Genomic DNA, 22,592 nt, shown 5'->3' on the forward strand with positions numbered 1-22,592 from the left:
CACACTGTGCCGACGGTGCAGGGGAGAGGTCGTGATGGAACGTTCACCGTGGCACGCTGGCGAGCAACAGTTGCAGGCGAAAGTCGGGGTTGCCGAACGCATGGAGGCGTTCGGGCGTAAGGTGATTCGCACGTGGATGCCGGATCAGCACCGTGAGTTCTATCAGCAATTGCCCTTCATGTTGTACGGCGCCGTCGATGCGCAGGGCCGGCCGTGGGCCAGTGTGCTTGAAGGTGCGCCGGGGTTTGCTCATTCGCCGGATCCCGAGCACCTGCATTTCGCCAGCCAAACCTCGGCCGATGACCCGGCGCAACTGCGCAATGGCGAGCCGATCGGTTTGCTCGGCATCGAACTGCACACCCGCCGGCGCAATCGCCTCAACGGTCATGTCGATAATCTGACCGCGCAGGGATTCGACGTCAGCGTCGATCAGGCTTTCGGCAACTGCCCGCAATACATTCAGTTGCGCCAGTTTCAGCGCGTGCCACTGACGGATCCGCAGACCCGCCCGGCTCAGCATCTGGACGCTCTCGATGAGACGGCCACGGCGTTGATCGAAGGCGCCGACACGTTCTTCGTCGCCAGTTATGTCGATGTTGATGGTCAGCGCGCGGTGGATGTTTCCCACCGAGGCGGCCAGCCAGGTTTCGTACGGGTGGAAGGGAATCGTCTGACCATCCCCGACTTTGCCGGCAATCTGCATTTCAATACCCTCGGCAATTTATTGCTCAACCCCAAGGCCGGCCTGCTGTTCATCGACTTTTCCACAGGCGATGTACTGCAACTCAGCGGGCGCACCGAGATCATTCTCGAAGGCCCGCAAATCGAGGCGTTTCAAGGCGCGGAACGCCTGTGGACATTTGATGTGGAAAACCTGGTGCGGCGCCCGGCGGCATTAGCCTTGCGCTGGCGCTTCGACGGCATGTCGCCGACCAGTCTGTTGACCGGTAACTGGGCCGAGGCGGACGCACGTTTGCAGGCGCAGGCACTCGGCAATCAATGGCGGCCTCTGCGGGTGGCGAAGATCGAAGCGGAGAGTCAGCACATTCGCTCGATCTATCTGGAGCCTGCCGATGGCGCCGGTTTGCCGGTGTTTCTTGCCGGTCAGCATTTGCCGCTGCGTTTCACCGTGGATGGCGAGGTACACATTCGTACTTACAGCCTTTCGAGTGCGCCATCGGATGGTTTCTATCGGATCAGCGTCAAGCGCGAGGGCCTGATTTCGTCGCATCTGCATGAGCAGATTAATGTCGGCGATGTTCTCGAAGCGCGTGCGCCGCAGGGGCAGTTCACAGTGGCGCCGCTGGAGCAGCGACCGTTGGTGCTATTGGCTGCTGGTGTGGGAATCACGCCGTTGCTGTCGATGCTGCGCGAGGTGGTGTACCAGGGCTTACGGACGAGGAGGATTCGTCCGACGCTGTTGTTGCAGAGTTCACGCAGCCTGGCCGATCAACCGTTTCGCAAGGAGCTGGATCGCTTGCTGGAAACGTCTGGCGATGCGGTGCGGGTGTTGCGTTTGCTCAGCCAGCCGGAAGCCGATGTGCAGGAAGGTGCGGACTTCGATTTGCCGGGGCGGATTGACGGCGAGGTGTTGAGGAATGTGCTGGAGGTCGATGATTTCGACCAGATCGATTTTGTCCTGTGTGGCCCCGGTGGTTTTACCCAAGGGCTGTACGACACCCTGCGCGAACTGGATGTACGCGACGCGCAGATTTATGCGGAAACCTTTGGCCCGTCGACACTGAAACGTCAGGCCGATCCGGATGCAATCGTGATTGAGCAACCGCCCGTAGCGACCACTTCGGTTCCGGTGGTGTTCGAGCGTTCGGCGAAAGAAGCGCGTTGGCAGCCGGATGGTGGCAGTTTGCTGGAACTGGCGGAAAGCCGTGGATTGCGTCCGGAGTTCAGTTGCCGGGGTGGTTCATGTGGAACCTGCAAGACGCGGCTGGTCAGCGGCGCGGTGAATTATCCACAGGTGCCGGCGGATATGCCGGAGGCGGGGCATGTGCTGATTTGTTGTGCGGTGCCGGCGCAGAGCAGCCAACCTTTGGTGCTCGACCTCTAATCCCGAACCCACCACAAACCCCCTGTGGGAGCGAGCCTGCTCGCGAATGCGTTGGATCAGTCGACATCATTTTTGCTGACGGATTGCTTTCGCGAGCAGGCTCGCTCCCACAGTTGGAATGCGTTCCAAAACAGGGATCAGGCGTAGGACAGGGATTTTTCTTCGAGCAATTCCTGATACAGCTCCGTCCATTTGCGGCCCATTTCATCGGCTGTGAATAACTGCCGATACCGCGCTTCCGCTTTTACCCCCATCGCCGCCGCGCGCACCGGATCATCCCAGAGCGTACGCATCGCCTCGCGAAATGCCTGTGGATGACTCGGCGGCACCACCAATCCGGTCTCGTTGTGAATATTGATGTAACTGGTACCCGTGCCGATCTCGCTGGAGATCATCGGTTTGCCGTACATCGCGCCTTCCAGCAGCGAAATACCGAACGCTTCCGAGCGCAGGTGCGACGGGAAGACGATCGCGTAGCTCAATTGCAGCAAGGCAACTTTGTCTTCATCACCCAAGCGCCCGAGGAAATGAATGTTGCGCAGTCCCAACGCAGCGGCTTGCGCATGCAGCTCCTGCTCGAGCGGGCCGGCGCCGACGATCACCACCGGGTAATCCACGTCTTTCAGCGCATCGAGCAGGATGTGCAGGCCTTTGTAATAACGCATCACCCCGACGAACAGGAAAAACTTATCCCCAAGCTGCTGGCGCCAGTGGTTCATGCGCTCAGTATCGGCCTGTGGATAACCGGCCTTGTTCAAACCGTAGGGGATGACTCGAGTCTTGTCCTGAAACTGCTGCAGCACATCGCTGGTGTGCAGGTAGTTCGGCGACGCCGCGACAATACGGTCGGCGCTGGCGAGGAAGCGGTTCATCAGCGGCCGGTAAAGTTTCAGCAGGTGCTTCTGGCGAATGATGTCCGAGTGATAGGTCACTACGCTGGGTTTTTGCATGCCGCTGGCGAAATGCACCAGATCCATGAACGGCCACGGGAAGTGATAGTTGACCACGTCGGCCTCGGCGGCCATTTCGCGAAACTGTTTGAACACGCTCCAGGAAAAACCGGTGGAGGCGAACTGAATGTCGAGTTTGGCGCGGTGCACTTCGTGGTGACCGAGTTTGACCACGGGCGGTGTCGGGTCGCTGCTGAGTGTCAGCACCTGACCATCGATACCGTGCTGGGCGCCGCTTTCGCAGAGCTGGAAAATCACTTGTTCGATGCCGCCGACCGAGTCAGGCAGGTACGTTTTGAAAAAGTGAAGTACGCGCATATCAACCTCCCATGGCCTGGCGGTAGGCACCGGCCGTGGCCTGTGCACAACGCTCCCAGGAAAAAAGCCGTGCCTGCTGCAATCCGGCTTCTCGGCATGCCTGCCAATGCGCTTGATCGTCGATCAGAAGGCTCATTGCATCGCGCAAGCCTAGTGCATCGTCAGCTTGAATATAGTTGCCGGCCGGGCCTGCCACTTCCGGCATCGCCGAAGAACCGGTGACCACCACCGGCGTGCCGCTGGCCATCGCCTCCAGCACTGGCAGGCCGAAACCTTCGTACAGCGAAGGAAAAATCAGTGCCCGTGCACCGGCGAGCAATTGCGCCACGTGTTCATCGGGCAAGTAACCGAGCAGGCACACATGACCGCTGGCCAGGGCCTGACGCAACTCGTCACTGAATTGATCGCGCTGCCAACCGGCCATGCCGACGATCAGCAGCGGAAAGCGCTCGCGCACGGCTTCTGGCAACAAGGCGTGGGCGCGCAGGGCCAGCGTCAGGTTTTTGCGCGGCTCCAACGTGCCGACACAGAGGAAATACTCACGCGCCGTTACCGCGTGCGTTTTGAGCACCGCGTCGATCGCCAATGGCTCACGCGGATGAAAGCGTGCCGCGACGCCCAACGGGGCGACCACAAAGCGCTCGGCCGGCAAGCCGAAATAATCCTGAGCTTCATCGGCGATGGCTTGCGAGTCGGTGAGAATCAGCTGCGCCTGCGCAACGCCGATCGCCAGTCGCCGCTCGATTTCCTTGAGCCGCGCGGCGGGCTGCGTGTCGGGGAAGTGCAGGTGCGTGAGGTCGTGCAACGTGATCACGGTCGGGCCGTCGAAGGCCAGCGGCCACAGGCTCGGCTCGTGGTACAGATCGATGCCTTGCGCGCGACCTTGATCGAAACGCTTCTGCTCCAGCCAGCGCCGCGCCTGATAGGCCCCGGGGATTTGCCGCAGCAGTGGCGTCAAACGCGAGTAACCGGGCATGGCCGCTTCCGGCAACGCCGAACTCCAGCCCCAGCCGTGGAACAGCGTGACTTCGACGTCGGGTTCATTGCGCAAGGCGTTGACCAGTTCGGCGACGTAGTGGCCGATGCCGGTGCGCGGCGCCTGCAGAATTCTGGCGTTAAGCGCTATGCGCATGCTGCTTCTCTTCGGTAGGCAGCGATGTGTTCAGGTTGCGCTCGATCCGCTGAACCAATTGCGCGCTCGCTTCGCGCCAACTGAGCCAACGCCATTGTTCAAGGCTCAGGGCGGCCGGAAACTTGCCGGAGTGCTCCATACCGGTCACCAGATCGGTCAGGCTTTGCGGGTCTGCCAGATCGAAATAGGCCATGTAATCGCCGCCGATTTCGCGGAACACCGGAATATCGCTGGCCATTGCCGGTAATCCACGTTGCATGGCTTCCACCAGTGGCAAGCCGAAACCTTCGACGTAAGACGGGAACACCAGCGCGGTGGCGTGGGAGTAGGCATGTTCCAGACTTCTGTCGGACAGTGAGTTGTACATGAACAAGCGGCGGTTCAGTTCAGGGTGCTTGCGAATGCGCTCGACCAAGGCATCACACTTCCAGCCAATTTTCCCGACAATGCACAAGCGCGCCGTGGATCCCGTGGCCCAGGCGCGTTCGAAGGCATCCAGCAGATAAGCGTGATTTTTGCGCGGCTCGATGGTGCTGACCATGAGGAACACCGGCTCTGCCGTTTTGAACATCTGCAGCAAGGCTCGATCCACCTCGGCACCGGCATCGCTCAGATCCAGTTCCGAGCCCAGGTGGAAGTAATCAAACCAGCGTAGTTCGACTTGTTGCGCGCCAATCCGGCGCAGCATCTCCTCGCGAACCTGATCACGGATGGTGGTCGAAATCGCCACGTAGCCATCGGCCGTGCGGGCGATCCAGTCGAACCAGTCGTTGAAAACCTTGACCAGGCCGGCATCGCAAAACTGCGGATGGGTCAGGGGGATCAGGTCGTAAATCACCGAGATGATACCGACGCCGTCGCGCTTGAGTTGCTCGGCCAAGGGGAAAAAATTGGCGTGCCATGAAGAGTCGAGCAACACCAATTGATCGCCCGCCCGGTGGGCTAACGGGACGCAACGTTCGGGAATGGTTTTGCCTTTCAGGACTCGTTCGAGCACGCGCATAGGCAAACTGAAACAGGCAAATGCGCTGAGCCGGCAGCCGACGTAGAGCACTCGGCGGGCGAAATGCGACTGGCTGAACGGACGGCGGCGCTCCAGTGCACGGTGGCGCAGCCAGAAGGCGTTGGCCCATTGCTCCAGCTTCACGCGCAGGCTCACCAGGTCGAGCTTGGGTGATTTCAGCGGGGCCAGACTTTTCACTTCATAGAGACCGCCATCAATCATCACCACCGGGATGCACTCGACAGTTTCATCGGCCGCCGGCAGTTGCTGGATGACGTTGCGCACCACGCGTTGAATGCCGGAGTTGGCGGTCGGGTGTTCGAAAACGTAAGTGCACTCCACCAACAGTCGCGTCATCGCAAGATCTCCATATCAGGCGTTTGTACAAGGGGTTCACTGGAGCGGGTGATGTCGGTTTGCGCTTGCAGCCACGAGCAGCCGACGAAGTCTTCCTGGCGATTGTTGATGACGTGGAAGACCAGGCCGTAATCGCGCCATTCGAAGTTGCGATCCAGGTGCGAGTCCAGACGTGACAGGCTCAACGCGACCGAATAACTGCCCTTGCCCAGACGCATGTCGAAGGCGAAGCGGAAGGTCACGCGCTCGCCGGCGCTCAGGTCGGTGACGGCTTTGTCGAGGCGATGGGTGTTGATCCCGTAGATGGCCTGACCCAGCCGATCCTTGATCATGAAACCGAGAATCAGCCGTTCGATGTCTTTACGAACTTCGGTCTGCACCTCCAGCACCACAGGCTGACCGACTTCTGCGACTTCGAGGCTGCGCCCGCGTGCATCGAGCAGGCGCACGCTGATAATCCCCGCTTCGCCGGTGCCGGAAATGGTTTGCACCTGACCGTTGGCAAGCATTTCCTGGCGTACCGTCTGCCCCTCGCGCTGAGCGAGCATGGCGTTGTAATAGTCCATGACTTCTTCGGGTTTACCGCGCATGGCCAGACGCCCGTTTTCGAGAAGAATGGCGCTGTCGCAGATCGACTGAATGGCCGAGCGGTCATGGGAGACGATCAGCAGAGTGGTACCGGCCGCGCGGAAGCTGCGTATGCGTTCGAAGCTTTTGTGCTGGAAGTAGGCATCACCGACCGACAAGGCTTCGTCGACGATCAGAATGTCCGGGCGTCGCGCGGTGGCGACACTGAACGCCAGACGCATCTGCATCCCGCTGGAATAGGTGCGCACGGGTTGATCGATGGCTTCGCCGATTTCGGCAAAGCTTTCGATTTGCGGCATCAGTTGTTCAATCTCTTCGACTTGCATGCCCAATAACTGACCCGACATGAAGGCGTTCTGTCGGCCGGTGAAGTCCGGGTGAAAACCCATGCCCAGTTCCAGCAGCGCGGCAACCCGGCCTTCCAGTTGAATGTGGCCACAGGTCGGCTGGGTGGTGCCGGTGATCATTTTCAGCAGGGTGCTTTTACCGGCGCCGTTGACGCCGACGATGCCGACGGCCTCCCCGGGTTTGATCTCGAAGTCGACGTCTTGCAGGATCCAGTGCTGGTGGTGGCGGGTTCCGGAAAACGGCACCAGCCATTCAAACAGGCGGCTCCAGCGGTTCGGATACTGTTTGTAGGCCTTGCCCAGGCCGGTAACGCGTATATGTCCCATCAGAGCTCGTCCACCATTTCACCGACGCGATGACGAAACAGCCGCAACGCCATGGCGCAGAGCAACAGACCGATGATTAACAACGGAATCAGCGAGGACCAGTCCGGCCATTGGTTATAGAGAAACACATTCTGGTAACTGGTCATCAGGGGGGTCATCGGGTTCAGTCCGATAACGTGTTGAATGCCCGGCGGCAGAATCGACAGTGGGTAAACGATCGGTGTCAGCCAGAACCAGAATTGCAGGCAAATTCCGAACATCTGACCGACGTCGCGAAAGAACACGTTGAGAATGCCAAGCAACATCCCGAGCCCGGCGGCGAAGATCACTTGCAGGATCAGCAGCGGGATCAACGCCAGCAGAGCCATGCCGGGCAGGCGTCCGCTGATCAGCAGGAAGCCGAAAAACAATCCCAGAATGATCGCGAAGTTGATGCCGGCATTGAGGAGCGCAATCACCGGCAGGCAGATACGCGGGAAGCTGATTTTTTTCAGCAGGTTCGCGTTTTCGAGGAACATGCCCTGGCTGCGCGAGGTGATTTCGGCGAACAGTCCCCAGGTCAGCAGGCCTGCACACAGGTAGACGCTGTAAGCCAGGCCGTCATCAACACCCGGCAGGCGCGCGCGCATGATCTGGGAAAAAATCACTGTGTAGACCACGATCATCGACAGCGGGTTGAGCACAGTCCACAGCGCACCGAACAGCGAGTTGCGATACCGCGATTGAAACTCCCGCTTGACGCTACCGAGGATGAATCCCCGATAGCTGTACAACGAGCGGTACAGGGAAAGCAGCATTTAAACCGTCCTGCCGTATTGGTCTTCGAAGCGGACGATGTCGTCCTCTCCCAGGTATTCGCCGCTTTGCACTTCGATGATCACCAGATCGATCACCCCGGGGTTTTCCAGGCGATGCTTGTGGCCGGCGGCAATAAAGGTCGATTCATTTTTCGCCACCAGCGTGGTGCCGGTGCCGTTGTTGGTGACCTTGGCCATGCCTTCGACGACCACCCAGTGTTCGTTGCGGTGATGGTGCATTTGCAGGGACAGCTTGCCACCGGGTTTGACCACGATGCGCTTGATCTTGAAGCGTGGGCCTTCTTCGAGAACCGTGTAAGTCCCCCACGGGCGGCTGACGGTACGGTGCAACCGATAGGCTTCGTGGGATTTGTCCTTGAGTTGCTTGGCCACCCGACGCACGTCCTGCGCCCGGTCGGCGTGGGCCACCAGCACCGCGTCGGCGGTGTCGACGATGATCAGGTTATCCACACCCACCGTTGCCACCAGCCGGTCTTCGCTCTGCACGAAGTTATTGTGGCTATCAATGAAGATCGCGTCGCCGCTGGCGCGGTTGTTGTCGGCATCGGCGGGCACCAGAGCCGCGACGGCGCCCCACGAACCGATGTCGCTCCAGTCAAAACCGGCCGGCACCACCACGACTTTTTCCGAGCGTTCCATCAGCGCGTAGTCGATGGAGATGTCGGTGATTTCCGCGAACAGCGCCGGCGACAGCTCTTGTTGCAGGCAACCGACGGTTTCGATCGGTGCGCTGGCGGCCATGCAGGCGCGGGTCTGTTCCAGCAGTTCAGGCGCGTGCAATTGCAGTTCGGCAATCACCGCCGCCGTGGTGAAGCAGAACATCCCCGAGTTCCACAGGAAGTTGCCGCTTTCCAGGTAATGCGTGGCGGTTTGCAGATCGGGTTTCTCGACGAAACGCTGCACTTTCGCCGCGCCTTTGGCGTCCAGCGGCGCGCCGGTTTCGATGTAGCCGAAGCCGGTTTCCGCTGCGGTCGGGATCACGCCGAAGGTCACTAGATAACCGTCCTTGGCCAGATTCACTGCGTGCTCGACGGCGGTCTTCAGCGCGTCCTGATTGACGATCAAATGGTCGGCCGGCATCACCACCATGATCGCGTCATCACCGTGCAGCGCTTGCAGCGACAACGCTGCGGCAGCAATCGCCGGCGCGGTGTTGCGCCCGGTTGGCTCCAGCAGGAAGTGCCCGCGATGGCGCGAGACGTGGGCGGCGCAATAGTGATCCTTGCTCTGGAAGTAGTACTCGCGATTGGTCACCGTGACGATGTCGCCCCAGCCGTCGAGCAAAGCTGCCGCGCGCTGGTATGTCTTGCCGAGCAGCGACTGGCCGTCGGGCAAATTCATGAACGGTTTCGGATGGCCCTCGCGGGACACCGGCCACAAACGAGTGCCGGCACCGCCGGACAAAATCACGGGGATCAGCATGGCCTACTCCTTGGCGACGCGTTTCATGTCCGCATCCATCATCATGCGGATCAAGGTATCCAGGTCGGTTTTCGGCTTCCAGCCCAGCACACGCTGAGCCTTGGCCGGATTGCCGAGCAGCACTTCAACTTCGGCCGGGCGGAAAAACGCCGGGTCGATTTTCACGTAATCGCGGTAGTTGAGGCCGACGTGATCGAAGGCGATGCGGCACATCTCGCGCACCGTGGTGGTGACGCCAGTGGCAACCACGAAATCGTCAGGCTTGTCCTGTTGCAGCATCAGCCACATGGCTTCGACGTAATCGCCGGCAAAACCCCAGTCGCGTTTCGCATCGATGTTGCCCAGCGCCAGCTCCTGCTGTTTGCCTTGCTTGATGCGAGCAGCGGCGTCGGTGACCTTGCGGGTGACGAACTCGATGCCGCGCAGTGGCGATTCATGGTTGAAGAGGATGCCGCTGCTGGCGTGCAGGTTGAAGCTTTCGCGGTAGTTGACGGTGATCCAGTGACCGTACAACTTGGCCACGCCGTACGGGCTGCGCGGGTAGAACGGGGTGTTCTCGTCCTGCTGCTCGGCTTGAATCAGGCCGAACATTTCGCTGGTCGAAGCCTGATAGAAGCGCGTGTGCGGGCTGAACTGACGAATCGCTTCAAGCAAGTGCGTGACACCCAGACCATCGACAATGCCGGTGGTCACCGGTTGATCCCAGGAGGCGGCGACAAAACTTTGCGCGGCGAGGTTATAGACTTCGTCCGGCGCCGATTTGATGACCGCGCGCTGTACCGAGCAGGCATCGGCCATGTCGCCGTCGAGATAAACGATGTCGGCTTCGACACCCATCTCGCGCAGGCGCCAGCGCGAATCGCTGCTGCGTCGTGCGACCAGGCCATGAACCTTGTAGCCCTTGTCGAGCAACAGTTTCGCCAGATAAGCGCCGTCCTGGCCGGTGATCCCTGTGATCAGTGCACTTTTAGTCATTCTTGTTTTACTCGCTTCTCCCAGTCGGACAGGATCGCCCGCAGGGATTGTTGTGTGGTGATGTCAGGCGTCCATCCTGTGGTTTTGGTCAGCCGTTCATGGCTGCCGCAAACGCGACGCTGATCGGCGCGTCGCATACGTGCCGGATCCTGAACCAGTTGCATGGTTACTTCGGCCAGATCGGCCAGTTGTTCAATCAGACTGCGGATGCTCTGCTCCCGCCCCGAGCAGATGTTGTAAACCTGTCCTGCCTGGCCCTTTTCCAGCAACGCGAAATACGCCGAGACCACGTCGCCAACATCGAGAAAATCGCGGCTGACGTCAATATCGCCGACTTCCAGTTGTGGTGCTTGCAGACCTTGCTTGATGCGAATGATCTGTCGCGCCGCGCTGGCGATGACAAAACTGTCTTTCTGCCCGCTGCCGATGTGGTTGAACGGCCGCGCGACCAGTACCGGCCAGCCCTCACTCAAACCCCATTGCAGGCTGAGAAACTCGGCCGAGATTTTGCTCACCGCGTACGGGTTGCGCGGGCAGGGCGCTTGTTGTTCGGTGATTGGCAGATCGTTCTCGCTGACCTGACCGTAAACGTCGCCAGAGCTGACATACAGAAAGGTGCCCTGAAAACCACGGGCCTTGAGGGCCTGTAACAGGTTGAGGGTGCCGAGCAGATTGATGTCGATGGTGCGGGCCGGGTCGCGGAAGGCTTCAGGGACGAATGTCTGGCCAGCCAGATGAATGACCGCGTCAGGCATGTGCGGCCACAGGTCGATGAGGCTGTGCGGATCCGTCAGGTCGAAACGTGAAGCCGCAGGCAGCAGTTCCCACGCAGCGTCGGGCGAGGCCAGACGTGACTGAATATGTTGTCCAACGAATCCACTGAGACCCGTGACGAACAGACGCTTTTTCAAACAGCGACCCCTTGGTCTTGGTTTTCGCAGCACTTCCTACAGGCTTTAGAGAAGGGTCTGTCAGATCGGTTGGAAAATCCGCTAAGACGACAGGCGAAAACGTTGTTGTAGTTATTTGCTGTCAATCTGTGCCAATTGCCGAGCAATTTCAACCGGCCAAACCGTGACCGGTCAGTTCTCGTCAGCGTAGCCAAATTTATTCTCGCCGGGCGGTTCACGAATCCTTGATGGATGTGTTTAGAATGCCCCTCGCCGCCATTCTTCAAAGTTTGTCGCAAGGGTCGCGAGCCAGAGTGAAACCAACCACTAAAACAAGAACGAAGACGTCTCCCATGACGAAGGACGAAAGCCGGTAAAGCCGATTCGATCCGACGCTTGGCCGTCATAGCATGAGACTGCCGGGATGGTGGTTTCATCGTGGAATGCCATGAATTTCATTCTTTACTCGGACGTCAACGACCGCTCCATCAGCCAGAGTCTTGGGCGTCCCGAATACAGCTATTACTTCGTGCTCAAGGCCTATCGCCCTGTGCTGGAAAGCCTTGGGCGGGTGCATGTCGTGGCATCGGCGGCTGAAGTCGATCCGCTGTATCGACACCTGCAAGAGGCCGGTGAAGAGTGTCTGTTTCTTTCGTTCTCGCCACCGCATAAAACCCCGACTGACCTGCAATGCCCGACGGTGTGCGTGATCGCGTGGGAGTATGACTCGATCCCTTCCGAGTGCCACCCCGATGATCCCCGCCAGGACTGGAGCCAGACGCTGGCGCGGCATGGCCGGGTGATCACGCTGTCCAGCCACACGGCCGAAGCGATCCGCCGCACCTTGGGTGAAGACTTTCCTGTACTGGTTCTGCCCACGCCATTGTGGGAAGGTTTTGCCGCTGTGCGTCAGCAATTTCCGCCCGCAGCGGTGAACGCCGGAGCGACGTTGCAGATCAAGGGTTGCATCATCGACAGCCGCGCTCTGGGGTTGTCTGCCGACGGTCTGATCGCGCCCATTCACAACGAGCAGGAACTGGAAACCCGTGGCCTGGCCGAGCCGGTCGAGGAGACGCCGGCAGAACCTCTGCCACCTCCCGAGCTGACCCCGCGCCGTCGGGCATTCATCACCAGGCATTATCTGCGTGAAGGCGTTCGAGCCTTCACCCGTCCTTCCGAGCATCGGCCGCTGTTTCTGCTCAAGCACAACCTGCTGATGTGGTATCGCGAAGCCGTCAGCGATTTATTGCCCGATGCGCTGCGCCAAAAGCTTTCCGGTCTGCGTACGCCGGCCCCCGAGCCCTTGCCTCTGGCGACGACGGTCGCGCAAGCCATGGAGCAAGTCGAACATCCTCAAGCGGTGTTGCCCGATACCAGCGAGTACGCACAGATCGACGTCAGTGGCGTGGTCTACGTGAGCGTGTTCAACCCTGATGACGGGCGCAAGAACTGGCATCACTTGATCACGGCATTCTGCTGGGCCATGCGCGATGTCGAAGACGCGACGCTGGTGCTGAAAATCACCCAGAACGACCTGTCGAGTTACTACGTTCATCTGATCACGTTGCTGTCGCAACTCTCGCCCTTTGCCTGCCGCGTGGTGGTCATGCATGGCTATCTGGAAGACGAGGAATTCGCCCAGTTGTATGGCGCGGCGAGTTTCTATGTCAACGCGTCACGCTGCGAAGGGTTGTGCCTGCCGTTGATGGAATTCATGTCGTGCGCCCGTCCGGTGATCGCGCCAAACCACACGGCCATGCGCGATTACATCGACGAGAAAGTCGGGTTCATTGTCAAGTCCAGCCGCGAGCCGACCATCTGGCCGGAGGACGTGCGGATTCTGTATCGCACGCTGCGCCATCGCCCGGACTGGGGCTCGTTGAAAACCGCTTACGAGGACAGCTACGCGATGGCTAAAAATCATCCGCAGGCTTACCAGACCATGGCCGCCGCCGCTGATCAGCGTATGCACGATTACTGCGGATTCGCGCCTGTGCAGCAGCGCCTGGCAGCGTTTCTCGGGCTGACACCTGTCCGTGACGTCGCTTCGCAGCCAATCGAAGCGGGGGCTGCCTCATGCTGATCATCATTCATTCGGAAACCAACAAGAGCAATATCCAGCAAAACCTCGGCCGGCCCGAGTACAGCTATTACTTCGTGCTCAAGGAATTCCGCCCGGTGCTGGAACGCATCGGTCAGGTCATCGAGGTGAGTAATCCCGACGAATTGGTCGATCGCCTGTATTTCGATTGCCTGAGCCGTGGCGAAGCATGTGTCTACCTGTCGTTCTCGCCGCCGCATCGCACGCCGATTCATTATGCGTGCCCGACCATTCCGGTATTTGCCTGGGAATTCAGCACCATTCCGACCGAGAGCTGGCAGGGTGAACCGCGCCATGACTGGCGTGTGGTGCTGGAGGCCTGCGGCAGGGCGATCACCCATTCGACGTTCACGGTCAATACCGTGCGCGATGTGATGGGGGCCGATTATCCGGTGTGTGCAATCCCGGCGCCGGTGTGGGATCGCTTCGCTGCGCGTGGTCAGTCATTGAGCAAAAGCTCAGTGGTGGACAACGTGCAGTTGAATTTGCGAGGTCTGTTGATCGACAGCCGCACCGTCGACTTGCGGCCGTATGGCCCAAGCGAGCTGCAAGAGGGGACGCCGATGTCGTTCAGCGGTCCACCGCAGGATTGCACGGTGCAACTTGAGGGCGTGGTCTACACCTCGGTGTTCAATCCCTATGACGGGCGCAAGAATTGGCATGACATGATCAGTGCGTTCTGCAGCACTTTTCGTGACGTGCCCGATGCAACGCTGGTGCTGAAACTCACCCACCATGACATCGCCAATGCGCTGTACGACATGGTGCATCATCTCTACAAGAATCAGACGTACCAATGCCGGATCGTGTTGATCCACGGCTATCTGGCTGATGTTGATTATGAAGCGCTGGTGCAGGCCACCAGTTACGTGGTCAACAGCTCCTACGGCGAAGGGCAGTGCCTGCCGTTGATGGAATTCATGTCGTGCGGCAAACCGGCGATTGCACCGCTGAACACGGCAATGGCCGATTACATCGACAGCGATTGTGCGTTCATCGTCGATTTCACTGAAGAGCTCACGGCCTGGCCGCACGATCCCCGCGCGGCGTATCGGACGATGCGCTACATGACCGACTGGGATTCGCTGTGTACGGCCTATCGCGCCAGCTATGACGTGGCGAAAACCGATGGTCAGCGCTACGCCAGAATGTCGGCCCACGCCGTCAGCAATCTGCAGCGTTTTTGCAGTCAGGCCAACACCGAACAGCGTTTGCGGGCATTTTTTGAACAACGTCTGCAATCGGCTCAGACGCCTCCTGCACAAGTCTCGCGCGCATGATTCGGCGACTGCTCGCACGATGGTTACCCGCGCCCCCACCGATGCCCGAGCCTGCGCCGCTCCCCAGCGTTTCGCCTGCTGATGTCGGTTTGCATGACGCCGTGCTCGACGGCTGGTTTTTAGGCGCCTCGGGCGAATTGCTCAAAGGTTTTGCAATCACGGCGGATGACACGCTGCTCGACGTTGGTTGCGGCGAAGGCGTGGCAACATTGTTCGCTGTCCGTCAGGGCGCCTCGGTGATTTTCACTGACAGTGAACACCACAAGGTGCGCGATCTTGCCCGGCAGGTCGACGCGCAAAGCCATCAACTGAACCTGGGCCTGGTCAGCAACAGCCTGCCGCTGCCATTGGCCGATGGCTGCGCCAGCAAAGTGGTGTGCATGGAAGTGCTGGAGCACATCGACCATCCGGAACCGTTCATGGCCGAATTGGTGCGCATGGGGCGCCCCGGTGCGCAATACCTGCTTAGCGTACCGGCACCGGTGGGTGAGCATTTGCAGAAGGGCATCGCACCGGCCAGCTATTACCAATCGCCCAATCATGTGCAGATTTTTACCCCGGAGCGTTTCGCCGCATTGGTAGAGGACGCGGGTCTGGTAATCGAGCATCGCCAAGCCAATGGATTTTTCTGGGTGATGGGGATGATTTTTTTCTGGGCGAGCGAGCGCGCGGCCGGCAGAGATCCCGGCGGCGCGGTGCGTGATCGTATTCAGGCGCCGTATCCACCGTTGATGGAAAGCTGGGCCCGCACCTGGCAAGACCTGCTGGCCCAGCCCGATGGCCATGCGATCAAACAGACCCTCGATCAATTGATGCCGAAAAGTCAGGTCATCATCGCCCGCAAACCTCTGGACGCAGGGCGTACGTCATGACCGGCAAACGGATCATGGCCATCGAAAAATTGCGCGCCATCGCTGTGCCGGGCGTTTTGTTCCATCACTTGCCAGGCAACCGGTTCGCCGATGCCAGCCGATCCTCTGGAGCGTTTTCATGCTGCAACTTTTGAAAAAATTATTGCCGACAGCACCGGCTCCAGTTGCCGAGCCGCCTGCCGCTGTGATCCCCGAGAAAAAAGATTCTTACATGGTCGGCCTGCACGATGCGGTGCTCAGCGGCTGGTACACAGAGGCGACCGGCGAGCTGTTCAAAGGTTTTGTGGTGAGCCCTGACGACGTATTGCTCGACGTCGGCTGCGGCGATGGCGGCAATGTGCATTTCTGCGGCATGCGCGGGGCGAAAATCATCATCGCCGACATCGACGCGGCCAAGGTCGAAGCGACCCGCCAGCGCCTGAGCGACACGCCGGCGCGCGATATCGAATGCCATGTCACGGACTGCAATCCGTTACCGATTGCCGACGCCACGGCAACGCGGGTGGTTTCCACCGAAGTCATCGAACACGTCGACGATCCGGCGCAATTTCTTTCTGAACTGGTACGGGTCGGCAAGCCGGGTGCCATGTACTTGCTGAGCGTGCCGCATTCAAGTTCCGAAAACCTGCAAATAGGCATCGCCGCCGATGAGTATTTCCAGAAGCCCAACCACATTCGGATCATCAGCGAAGAGCAGTTCAAGACGATGGTCAGCGATGCCGGGCTGGAGATCATCAGCCACAGCCAGCACGGGTTTTACTGGTCGGTGTGGATGCTGTTGTTCTGGGAAGCCAGGGTTGATTTGAACAACCCGGATCATCCGTTGCTCAATCACTGGGCGGATACCTGGCAAGCGTTGCTCAGCTCGCCACGTGGCGCGCAGATCAAACAGGCGCTGGACTCGGTGATTGCCAAAAGCCAGATCATCATCGCCCGTAAACCCGGAGTACCTCTGTAGGAGCTGCGGCACGCTGCGATCTTTTGATCTTGATTTTAAAAAACAGGATCAAAAGATCGCAGCCTCGTTTCACTCGACAGCTCCTACAGGGTTTTTGTGTAACCTTGCAGCCTTGTGGTGTTCGGGGGTTGGAAGGTATGCGGTTTATTGTGGGGCTGCTTTTGGGCATCGTGCTGTCGGGTTGCGAGCAACACGCCGCGCCGCCCCTCGACCAACAACTCTACATCTGGCAACGCCAATGGACGCCGGCCCATGAGTCGGCGTTGCGCGACAGCCACAATGAATTCTCGACGCTGCGCGTGTTAGCCCTGCAAGCCTTCCCCAACGCCGGGTGGAGCCGCGCGCGAATCGATGCGCCGTTGTTGAAAGCCGATGGCCGTGCGTTGATCGCGGTGATTCGTCTCGACGGCCAACTCAAGTCGCTGGATCAGGATCAGGTCACTGCACAGATTCTCCAAGTGCTCGCCGATTGGCAGGCGCAAGGCTTGACGCTGAGCGGCGTCGAGATCGATCACGACGCCGGTAACGCACGCTTGCCAGCCTACGCAGAATTCCTTAAACACCTGCGCTCGGCACTGCCGACGAACATCCCGCTGAGCATCACCGCACTGCCAGCCTGGCTCGACAGCGCGCAATTGCCGACACTTCTGCAAACCGTCGACAGCAGCGTGCTGCAAGTCCACGCCGTCAGTGACCCGCGTCGGGGATTGTTCGATTCTGCTCAGGCGTTGAAGTGGGCCAAGGCCTGGTCGCGAATCACCGATAAACCGTTTTATCTCGCGCTGCCGGCCTACGGAGTCGCGCTGTTGCCGGACGACGGTGGGGCGCCGGTGGTGGAAAGCGAAGTGCAACTCGAGCGCGGTGGCGAGCGTCAGGAACTGCTCGCCGATCCGCTGCAATTGAGCCAACTCGGCAAGACCCTGCGCGAAGACCCGCCGGCGCATCTGGCCGGGTTGATCTGGTTTCGCTTGCCGCTGGCCAACGATCGCCGCGCCTGGAGCCTGACCACGTTGCGCGCGGTGGCCCGTGGCGATCAACTCGTCAGCCAGCTCGGCGTGACGTTCAGCGAAAACGATGGTCTCTACGACATCAAACTCGACAACCCCGGCAACCTCGACAGTGCCTGGCCCGCGCAAATCACCTTGAAGGCGCAAAGCTGTGAAGGTGCCGATGCGCTCGCCGGTTATGCATTGCAACAAGGCCCGGATCTGCTTACCTTCACCCGCCTGCACGACGGCCGATTGCCGGCGGGCGGACAACGCGCCATCGGTTGGGCGCGTTGCGCACATATTGATCAAGGAGGTTCGCATGTTGACCCGTAACTGGCCCCGCCATCTGCTCTGCCTGAGCCTCTGCTTGCCATTGGGCTCGGCGCTGGCCTGCGGCCCGGACTTCCCGATGCGCCTGCTCGACAATCGCGGGCAAACCCTGGCGGATCTGCCGGAGGGCAACTTCAACTTCGAACTCAGCCGCCTCGGCAAAGCCATTGCCGGGCTGAAGAATGTCACGGCGGCGACGCACAATCCCAACGACCTGTACGGCGAAGAAAACGCAGCCGCCGACGCCCGCGATAAGGCTGAACAGCTGGGTTTGAGCGTCGATCAGCAAACGCTGGTCAAGCAACTGCGCGGCCTGACCGATGCGCATCAGGTCGAGGTGCAGGGCGCCAGCCTGCCGGCGGAAATCCGCTTGTACGTGGCTGGCGCAGTGGCGTTTGCCACGGGCGATCATCAACTCGCCGTCGAATATTTCAACAAGCTGCTGGCGCTGCCGGCGGATCAGCGTCCGTTGCGCAGCACTTGGGCTGCGTATTCTCTCGGGCGCACGTTGTTCGCCATGAGCAGCGAAGCCGGGGATAAGGTTGTCGCGCTGGAGCGATCGCGTGATGCGTTCCGTCAGGCTCGGCAACTGAGCATCGACGGTTTCAGCGATCCGTTGGAGCTGGGTGTCGCCAGCCTCGGCGAAGAGGCGCGGGTGGTGCGCGCGGCGGGCGACTGGAACGCCGCCATCGAATTGTATGAAGCGCAGAACCTGCACGGTTCCGCCGTGGGTTACACCTCGCTCAAGCAATTGATGAATGAGTTGGCGGAATTGCCCGAGGCCGAACTGGCCGAATTGCTTCAGCACACATCGGTGCAGCAACTGGTCACGGCTTCGTTGGTCAGCCGTCAGGGCTGGTCGTTTGGCGACGAACCGCCGAACGAAAAGAAACTGGTGAAGCTGCTGCAAAACAGCACCCGTGGCAGTCTCGAAAATGCTGATCGTCTGGCAGCGATGAGTTATCAACAGGGCGATTACGCGGGCGCCAAGGCTTTCTTGGAAAATGCCGGCGACGGCGGACTCGCGTGGTGGCTGCGCGCGAAACTGGCGGTACGTGACGGCGACAAAAATGCCGCCGCCGCAGCCTATTCGAAAGCCGCGCAGGCCTTCCCGCAGAAAGAAGATTGGGGTTATCGCCGTACCCCGGACTGGGCGTACGAAAGCCTGCAGCCGAAATGCCGGGTCGAAGGCGAAAGCGCGATCCTCGCCTTGCAGCGCGGCGAATACCTGCAAGCGTTCGTGCAGTTGTATCGCAGCAACAGCGCCTATTGGTTCGATGCGGCGACCGTGGCCGAACGCGTGCTGACGGTCGAAGAACTGAAAAAATACGTCGACGATAACGTCCCGGCACCGCCCGCATTGACCCAGCAGGAGCGCGATAACTACGTGCCGCTGCCGGTCGCCGCCAGCCTGCGCAATCTGCTCGGTCGGCGCTTGCTGCGCGAAGGGCATTACGCCGAAGCGGTCGCGTATTTCGACAATCCCGACCTGCAAAACAAGGCGCGGCTCTACGGTGAGCAACGCTTGAAAGCCGATTCCGCATGGTGGCCGACTAAACGCGCGAGTGCGCTGTACAACGCCGCGTGGACGGCGCGCGAGTGGGGCATGGACATCCTCGGTTACGAGATGGCTCCGGATTACGCCACGTTCGGCGGCAACTACAGCCTGGAATCCACCGAGCTGAAAGTCGGCCCGCTGGTCAGCGAAGCCGAAGTGCAGCGCCAGAAGGCCAGCGAAGCGAAACCGGATCAGCGCTATCACTACCGTTTCGTCGCCACCGAATTGGCCAGCCGCGCCGCCGACAACCTGCCGCACACCAGCCAGGCGTTTGCTGCCGTGTTGTGCAACGCGGCCGGATGGAACAGCAGCCTCGAAGAGCAGAGCGCGCTGTATCAGCGATACATCAAAGAAGGCCCGTACGTGTTGTGGGCGGTGGATTTCGGCAATCAATGCCCGTACCCGGATTTTGAAAACGCCGACAAGCGTTACGTCACCCAGGTCACGGACTCCGTACGCACGACGCTGCGACCGTACAAGTGGCCGGTGCAGGTTGGCGCGATTGTCTTGGTCACGGCCGCCGCGTTGCTGTTGATCAGCCGTCGTCAGCGCAAGGCCCGCAAAGGCTAAGCCTGCTGGACGAAGGTCAGGCGCACGGCGAAGCCGATCAACAGGCTGCCGAACAACCATTGCTGCACGCGTTGCGCCGTTGGACTGTGTTGCAGCCAACGGCCCAGCGCGGCGCCGGTCAGCGCATAGGCGCTGTCGAACAGCAGACCGACGCCGACCAGCAGCGCACCGAGCAGGGCGAACTGGCTCAGCACCGGCGCGCCGTCGGCGACGATGAACTGCGGCAACAGCACCGAGCAGAACAACAGGGCTTTGGGGTTGAGCAGGTTGGTCAGCAAACCGCGCCGGATCGCTTCGCGCCATTGGCCGTGGCTATCGGCAGTTTCACCTGTCGTCAGGTTCGGCAGCAGTGTGCTGCGCAGGCATTGAATGCCGATCCACAGCAGATACGCCGCCCCCGCCAGCCGCACCACTTCGAACGTCCACGGCGCTGCTTTGAATAGCGCCGCCAGCCCCAACGCCGCCAATGCCACATGACAACCTCGGGCAATCGCCAGACCTATCGCCGTGGCCAATGCTGCACCGCGACCCTGACGCGCGCCAGTTTGCAGGAGCAGGATCATGTCTGGGCCGGGCAGCAGAAAAACCACCGCCAATGCCAAAAAAAACAGCCAGAGACTCGCCACGGTTCAGTCCTTTCGTTGTCGATTCGGTAGCGCCAGTCTAGGGCTGAAGGGCGGGGCAGGTGCTTGCGTAGTCGGCTTCAAAAGCTTGTGCAATTGGCATAACCTGCTAGCTTTATGCGCGATAACTATCGGGATCTGCCAAACATGAAACTGGATGCCTTCGACCGCAAAATCCTCGCCGCCCTGCAACGGGACGGGCGCCTGAGCAACGTCGAGCTGGCGGATGAAATTGGCTTGTCGGCTTCACCGTGTTTGCGCCGGGTGCGCATGCTGGAAGAGGCGGGGGTGATTCGCGGCTATCAGGCCAATCTTGATCGCGATGAAGTCGGGCTCGGGCTGACGGTGTTTGTCGGGGTCAAGGTCGAACGCCACAACGACGAACAGGCCGAGGCGTTTTATGCGGCGGTGACGGCGCTGCCGGAGGTGATTTCAGCGTTTCTGGTATCGGGTGAATCGGATTTTCTGCTGCAAGTGGTGGTGCCGGATCTGCGCGCGTACGACCGCTTTCTCAGCGGCTGCCTGTTGAAGTTGCCGGGGGTGAGTGACATCCGCAGCAACTTCGCGATTCACACGGTGAAGACACCGGGGGCTTTGCCTTTGGGGCATCTGCCGGCCTGACAAGCAAAGATCGAAGCCTTCGGCAGCTCCTACAGGGGGCGCATTTCATGTAGGAGCTGCCGAAGGCTGCGATCTTTTGATCTTCTACATCTGCGTCGCCATCCCCTCGACATTCATCGCCGCCTGACGCAACGCCTCCGAGCGTGTCGGGTGCGGATGACAGGTCAACGCAATGTCCTCCGCCGACGCACTGAATTCCATCGCCACACAAAACTCGCCAATCATCTCACTCACGCTCGGCCCCACAAGATGCACGCCGAGCACTTCATCCGTGCGTTCATCGGCGAGGACTTTGGCAAAACCCTCAGTCTCATGGTTGATCTTCGCCCGGCTGTTGGCGGTGAACGGAAACTTGCCGACCTTGTAGGCGCGACCCTCAGCCTTGAGCTGCTCTTCAGTCTTGCCGACGCTGGCCAGTTCCGGCTTGGTGTAGATCACGTTGGGGATCAGGTCGTAATTGACCTCGCCAGCCTTGCCGTGGATCTGCTCGACGCAGGCCATCGCTTCATCCTCAGCCTTGTGCGCGAGCATCGGCCCGGACGTCACGTCGCCGATCACCCAGACGCCAGCCGCTTCGGTGCGATGCTGTTTATTGGCGAGCATGCCGCGCTTGTCGGTGCTCAGACCGACGTTTTCCAGGCCCAGGCCTTGGGTGTACGGACGACGACCAATCGCCACCAGCACGTAATCGGCTTCGAGCAGTTCCGCCGTGCCGCCCGCCGCCGGCTCGACGCTGAGCTGCACGCCGTTCTCCGAAGTCGTCGCGCTGGTGACTTTCGAACTCAACTTGAAGGCGATGCCCTGTTTGCTCAGCGAGCGTTGCAGGGTTTTGCCAGCTTCGGCATCAACACCAGGGCAGATGCGGTCGAGGTATTCGACCACGGTCACCTGCGCGCCGAGTCGCCGCCACACCGAACCCAATTCCAGACCGATCACGCCGGCACCGATGACCACCAGATGCTTGGGCACTTCGCTCAGCGACAACGCGCCCGTTGAATCGAGGATGCGTTTGTTGTCGATCTCGACACCGGGCAGGGGAGTGGGCTCGGAGCCGGTGGCGATGATGATGTCCTTGGCAGTCAGCTCGACCTTATTGCCCTGATCGTCAGTCACCGTAACCTTGCCCGGCCCGTCGATGTGGCCCCAGCCCTTGATCCAGTCGACCTTGTTCTTGCGAAAGAGAAACTCGATGCCTTTGGTCAGGGCGGTCACGCTTTCGTCCTTCTGTTTCATCATTTGCCGGAGGTTCAGCGTCGGTTTGACTTCGATGCCGAGGTTGGCGAATTCCGCACCCATGGCCGCGTCGTACAACTCCGAGGCGTGCAGCAGGGCTTTGGACGGCATGCAACCAACATTCAGGCAGGTGCCGCCGAGGGTCGCCCGACCTTCGACGCAAGCAGCTTTGAGGCCCAACTGGCCGGCGCGGATCGCCGCGTTATAACCACCGGGGCCGCCGCCCAGAATCACTACGTCATAGTTGCTCATGCGCTTGCTCCTG

18 protein-coding genes and 1 pseudogene are annotated in these 22,592 nt (G+C 60.2%); 9 read left to right on the forward strand and 10 right to left on the reverse strand.

The window, feature by feature from the left end; translation table 11 throughout:
• The first annotated feature begins 34 nt into the window (after positions 1–34).
• Positions 35–2,065: a pyridoxamine 5'-phosphate oxidase family protein gene (locus QMX93_RS00665; protein WP_282351451.1), complete on the forward strand. Its 2,031-nt coding sequence runs from the start codon at positions 35–37 to the stop codon at positions 2,063–2,065.
• Positions 2,066–2,202: 137 nt separating this feature from the next.
• Here QMX93_RS00665 and QMX93_RS00670 read toward each other — a convergent pair whose 3' ends face one another.
• Genes QMX93_RS00670 through QMX93_RS00705 form a run of 8 tightly spaced genes read right to left on the reverse strand, consistent with a single transcriptional unit; the run spans position 2,203 to position 11,213 of the window.
• Entirely contained in the window at positions 2,203–3,333 is a 1,131-nt protein-coding gene (locus QMX93_RS00670) for a glycosyltransferase family 4 protein (RefSeq protein WP_282351453.1), read from the reverse strand.
• Between the two features lies 1 nt (position 3,334).
• The gene (locus QMX93_RS00675) at positions 3,335–4,465 is read right to left on the reverse strand and encodes a glycosyltransferase family 1 protein (RefSeq protein WP_282351455.1); all 1,131 of its coding nucleotides are present in this window, start codon (positions 4,463–4,465) and stop codon (positions 3,335–3,337) included.
• The gene (locus QMX93_RS00680; protein ID WP_282351458.1) at positions 4,449–5,825 is read right to left on the reverse strand and encodes a glycosyltransferase family 1 protein; all 1,377 of its coding nucleotides are present in this window, start codon (positions 5,823–5,825) and stop codon (positions 4,449–4,451) included. The genes QMX93_RS00675 and QMX93_RS00680 overlap by 17 nt, the downstream gene beginning before the upstream one ends.
• On the reverse strand, positions 5,822–7,087 hold the full coding sequence (locus QMX93_RS00685) for an ABC transporter ATP-binding protein (RefSeq protein WP_053125265.1): 1,266 nt from the start codon (positions 7,085–7,087) through the stop codon (positions 5,822–5,824). Before QMX93_RS00685 ends, QMX93_RS00680 begins: the two co-directional genes overlap by 4 nt.
• Entirely contained in the window at positions 7,087–7,884 is a 798-nt protein-coding gene (locus QMX93_RS00690) for an ABC transporter permease (RefSeq protein ID WP_053125263.1), read from the reverse strand. Before QMX93_RS00690 ends, QMX93_RS00685 begins: the two co-directional genes overlap by 1 nt.
• Positions 7,885–9,327: a mannose-1-phosphate guanylyltransferase/mannose-6-phosphate isomerase gene (locus tag QMX93_RS00695; RefSeq protein ID WP_053125261.1), complete on the reverse strand. Its 1,443-nt coding sequence runs from the start codon at positions 9,325–9,327 to the stop codon at positions 7,885–7,887. It abuts the gene before it with no gap.
• Between the two features lie 3 nt (positions 9,328–9,330).
• A complete protein-coding gene (gene gmd / locus QMX93_RS00700) occupies positions 9,331–10,302 on the reverse strand; it encodes a GDP-mannose 4,6-dehydratase (protein WP_011336673.1) in 972 nt (323 codons plus the stop codon).
• Positions 10,299–11,213, reverse strand: a complete 915-nt coding sequence (locus QMX93_RS00705) for a GDP-mannose 4,6-dehydratase (RefSeq protein WP_282351471.1) — start codon at positions 11,211–11,213, stop codon at positions 10,299–10,301. The genes gmd and QMX93_RS00705 overlap by 4 nt, the downstream gene beginning before the upstream one ends.
• Positions 11,214–11,640: 427 nt before the next feature.
• On the opposite strand from QMX93_RS00705, the gene QMX93_RS00710 reads away from it, so the two are divergent.
• The 7 genes and pseudogenes from QMX93_RS00710 (at position 11,641) to QMX93_RS00740 (ending at position 19,850) form a co-directional block, all read left to right on the forward strand.
• Complete coding sequence (locus tag QMX93_RS00710; RefSeq protein WP_282351473.1) at positions 11,641–13,275, forward strand: glycosyltransferase; 1,635 nt, start codon at positions 11,641–11,643, stop codon at positions 13,273–13,275.
• The gene (locus QMX93_RS00715) at positions 13,269–14,573 is read left to right on the forward strand and encodes a glycosyltransferase (RefSeq protein ID WP_282351475.1); all 1,305 of its coding nucleotides are present in this window, start codon (positions 13,269–13,271) and stop codon (positions 14,571–14,573) included. The genes QMX93_RS00710 and QMX93_RS00715 overlap by 7 nt, the downstream gene beginning before the upstream one ends.
• On the forward strand, positions 14,570–15,445 hold the full coding sequence (locus QMX93_RS00720; RefSeq protein ID WP_212545412.1) for a class I SAM-dependent methyltransferase: 876 nt from the start codon (positions 14,570–14,572) through the stop codon (positions 15,443–15,445). Before QMX93_RS00715 ends, QMX93_RS00720 begins: the two co-directional genes overlap by 4 nt.
• Positions 15,442–15,531, forward strand: a pseudogene (locus QMX93_RS00725) (hypothetical protein); the annotation flags it as partial. The gene QMX93_RS00720 and the pseudogene QMX93_RS00725, both read left to right, overlap by 4 nt.
• A gap of 32 nt (positions 15,532–15,563) precedes the next feature.
• Positions 15,564–16,403 carry a class I SAM-dependent methyltransferase gene (locus QMX93_RS00730; RefSeq protein WP_282351478.1) on the forward strand — a complete coding sequence of 280 codons (840 nt, stop codon included), beginning with the start codon at positions 15,564–15,566 and terminating at the stop codon, positions 16,401–16,403.
• Between the two features lie 137 nt (positions 16,404–16,540).
• Positions 16,541–17,725 carry a DUF3142 domain-containing protein gene (locus QMX93_RS00735; RefSeq protein ID WP_282351480.1) on the forward strand — a complete coding sequence of 395 codons (1,185 nt, stop codon included), beginning with the start codon at positions 16,541–16,543 and terminating at the stop codon, positions 17,723–17,725.
• Entirely contained in the window at positions 17,712–19,850 is a 2,139-nt protein-coding gene (locus QMX93_RS00740; protein WP_282351482.1) for a hypothetical protein, read from the forward strand. Before QMX93_RS00735 ends, QMX93_RS00740 begins: the two co-directional genes overlap by 14 nt.
• On the opposite strand, the gene QMX93_RS00745 is transcribed toward QMX93_RS00740, so the two are convergent.
• A complete protein-coding gene (locus QMX93_RS00745) occupies positions 19,847–20,476 on the reverse strand; it encodes a LysE family translocator (protein ID WP_282351485.1) in 630 nt (209 codons plus the stop codon). The two genes, QMX93_RS00740 and QMX93_RS00745, sit on opposite strands and share 4 nt — an antisense overlap.
• Positions 20,477–20,620: 144 nt before the next feature.
• On the opposite strand from QMX93_RS00745, the gene QMX93_RS00750 reads away from it, so the two are divergent.
• Complete coding sequence (locus tag QMX93_RS00750; protein WP_053125245.1) at positions 20,621–21,094, forward strand: Lrp/AsnC family transcriptional regulator; 474 nt, start codon at positions 20,621–20,623, stop codon at positions 21,092–21,094.
• 84 nt (positions 21,095–21,178) lie between these two features.
• Here the strand turns inward: QMX93_RS00750 and lpdA are convergent, their stop codons facing one another.
• Positions 21,179–22,579 carry a dihydrolipoyl dehydrogenase gene (gene lpdA / locus QMX93_RS00755; protein ID WP_282351491.1) on the reverse strand — a complete coding sequence of 467 codons (1,401 nt, stop codon included), beginning with the start codon at positions 22,577–22,579 and terminating at the stop codon, positions 21,179–21,181.
• Positions 22,580–22,592: the final 13 nt, after the last annotated feature.

This window comes from Pseudomonas sp. PS01303, assembly GCF_029959385.1.
Taxonomy (GTDB): Bacteria; Pseudomonadota; Gammaproteobacteria; order Pseudomonadales; family Pseudomonadaceae; genus Aquipseudomonas; species Aquipseudomonas rustica.

Coding starts and splice junctions, on each gene's coding strand:
- QMX93_RS00675 (WP_282351455.1), bottom strand. CDS start 4,465: ATGCGCATAGCGCTTAACGCCAGAATTCTGCAGGCGCCGCGCACCGGC.
- QMX93_RS00750 (WP_053125245.1), top strand. CDS start 20,621: ATGAAACTGGATGCCTTCGACCGCAAAATCCTCGCCGCCCTGCAACGG.
- lpdA (WP_282351491.1), bottom strand. CDS start 22,579: ATGAGCAACTATGACGTAGTGATTCTGGGCGGCGGCCCCGGTGGTTAT.
- QMX93_RS00680 (WP_282351458.1), bottom strand. CDS start 5,825: ATGACGCGACTGTTGGTGGAGTGCACTTACGTTTTCGAACACCCGACC.
- QMX93_RS00685 (WP_053125265.1), bottom strand. CDS start 7,087: ATGGGACATATACGCGTTACCGGCCTGGGCAAGGCCTACAAACAGTAT.
- gmd (WP_011336673.1), bottom strand. CDS start 10,302: ATGACTAAAAGTGCACTGATCACAGGGATCACCGGCCAGGACGGCGCT.
- QMX93_RS00730 (WP_282351478.1), top strand. CDS start 15,564: ATGCTGCAACTTTTGAAAAAATTATTGCCGACAGCACCGGCTCCAGTT.
- QMX93_RS00735 (WP_282351480.1), top strand. CDS start 16,541: ATGCGGTTTATTGTGGGGCTGCTTTTGGGCATCGTGCTGTCGGGTTGC.
- QMX93_RS00690 (WP_053125263.1), bottom strand. CDS start 7,884: ATGCTGCTTTCCCTGTACCGCTCGTTGTACAGCTATCGGGGATTCATC.
- QMX93_RS00720 (WP_212545412.1), top strand. CDS start 14,570: ATGATTCGGCGACTGCTCGCACGATGGTTACCCGCGCCCCCACCGATG.
- QMX93_RS00710 (WP_282351473.1), top strand. CDS start 11,641: ATGAATTTCATTCTTTACTCGGACGTCAACGACCGCTCCATCAGCCAG.
- QMX93_RS00665 (WP_282351451.1), top strand. CDS start 35: ATGGAACGTTCACCGTGGCACGCTGGCGAGCAACAGTTGCAGGCGAAA.
- QMX93_RS00715 (WP_282351475.1), top strand. CDS start 13,269: ATGCTGATCATCATTCATTCGGAAACCAACAAGAGCAATATCCAGCAA.
- QMX93_RS00670 (WP_282351453.1), bottom strand. CDS start 3,333: ATGCGCGTACTTCACTTTTTCAAAACGTACCTGCCTGACTCGGTCGGC.
- QMX93_RS00740 (WP_282351482.1), top strand. CDS start 17,712: ATGTTGACCCGTAACTGGCCCCGCCATCTGCTCTGCCTGAGCCTCTGC.
- QMX93_RS00695 (WP_053125261.1), bottom strand. CDS start 9,327: ATGCTGATCCCCGTGATTTTGTCCGGCGGTGCCGGCACTCGTTTGTGG.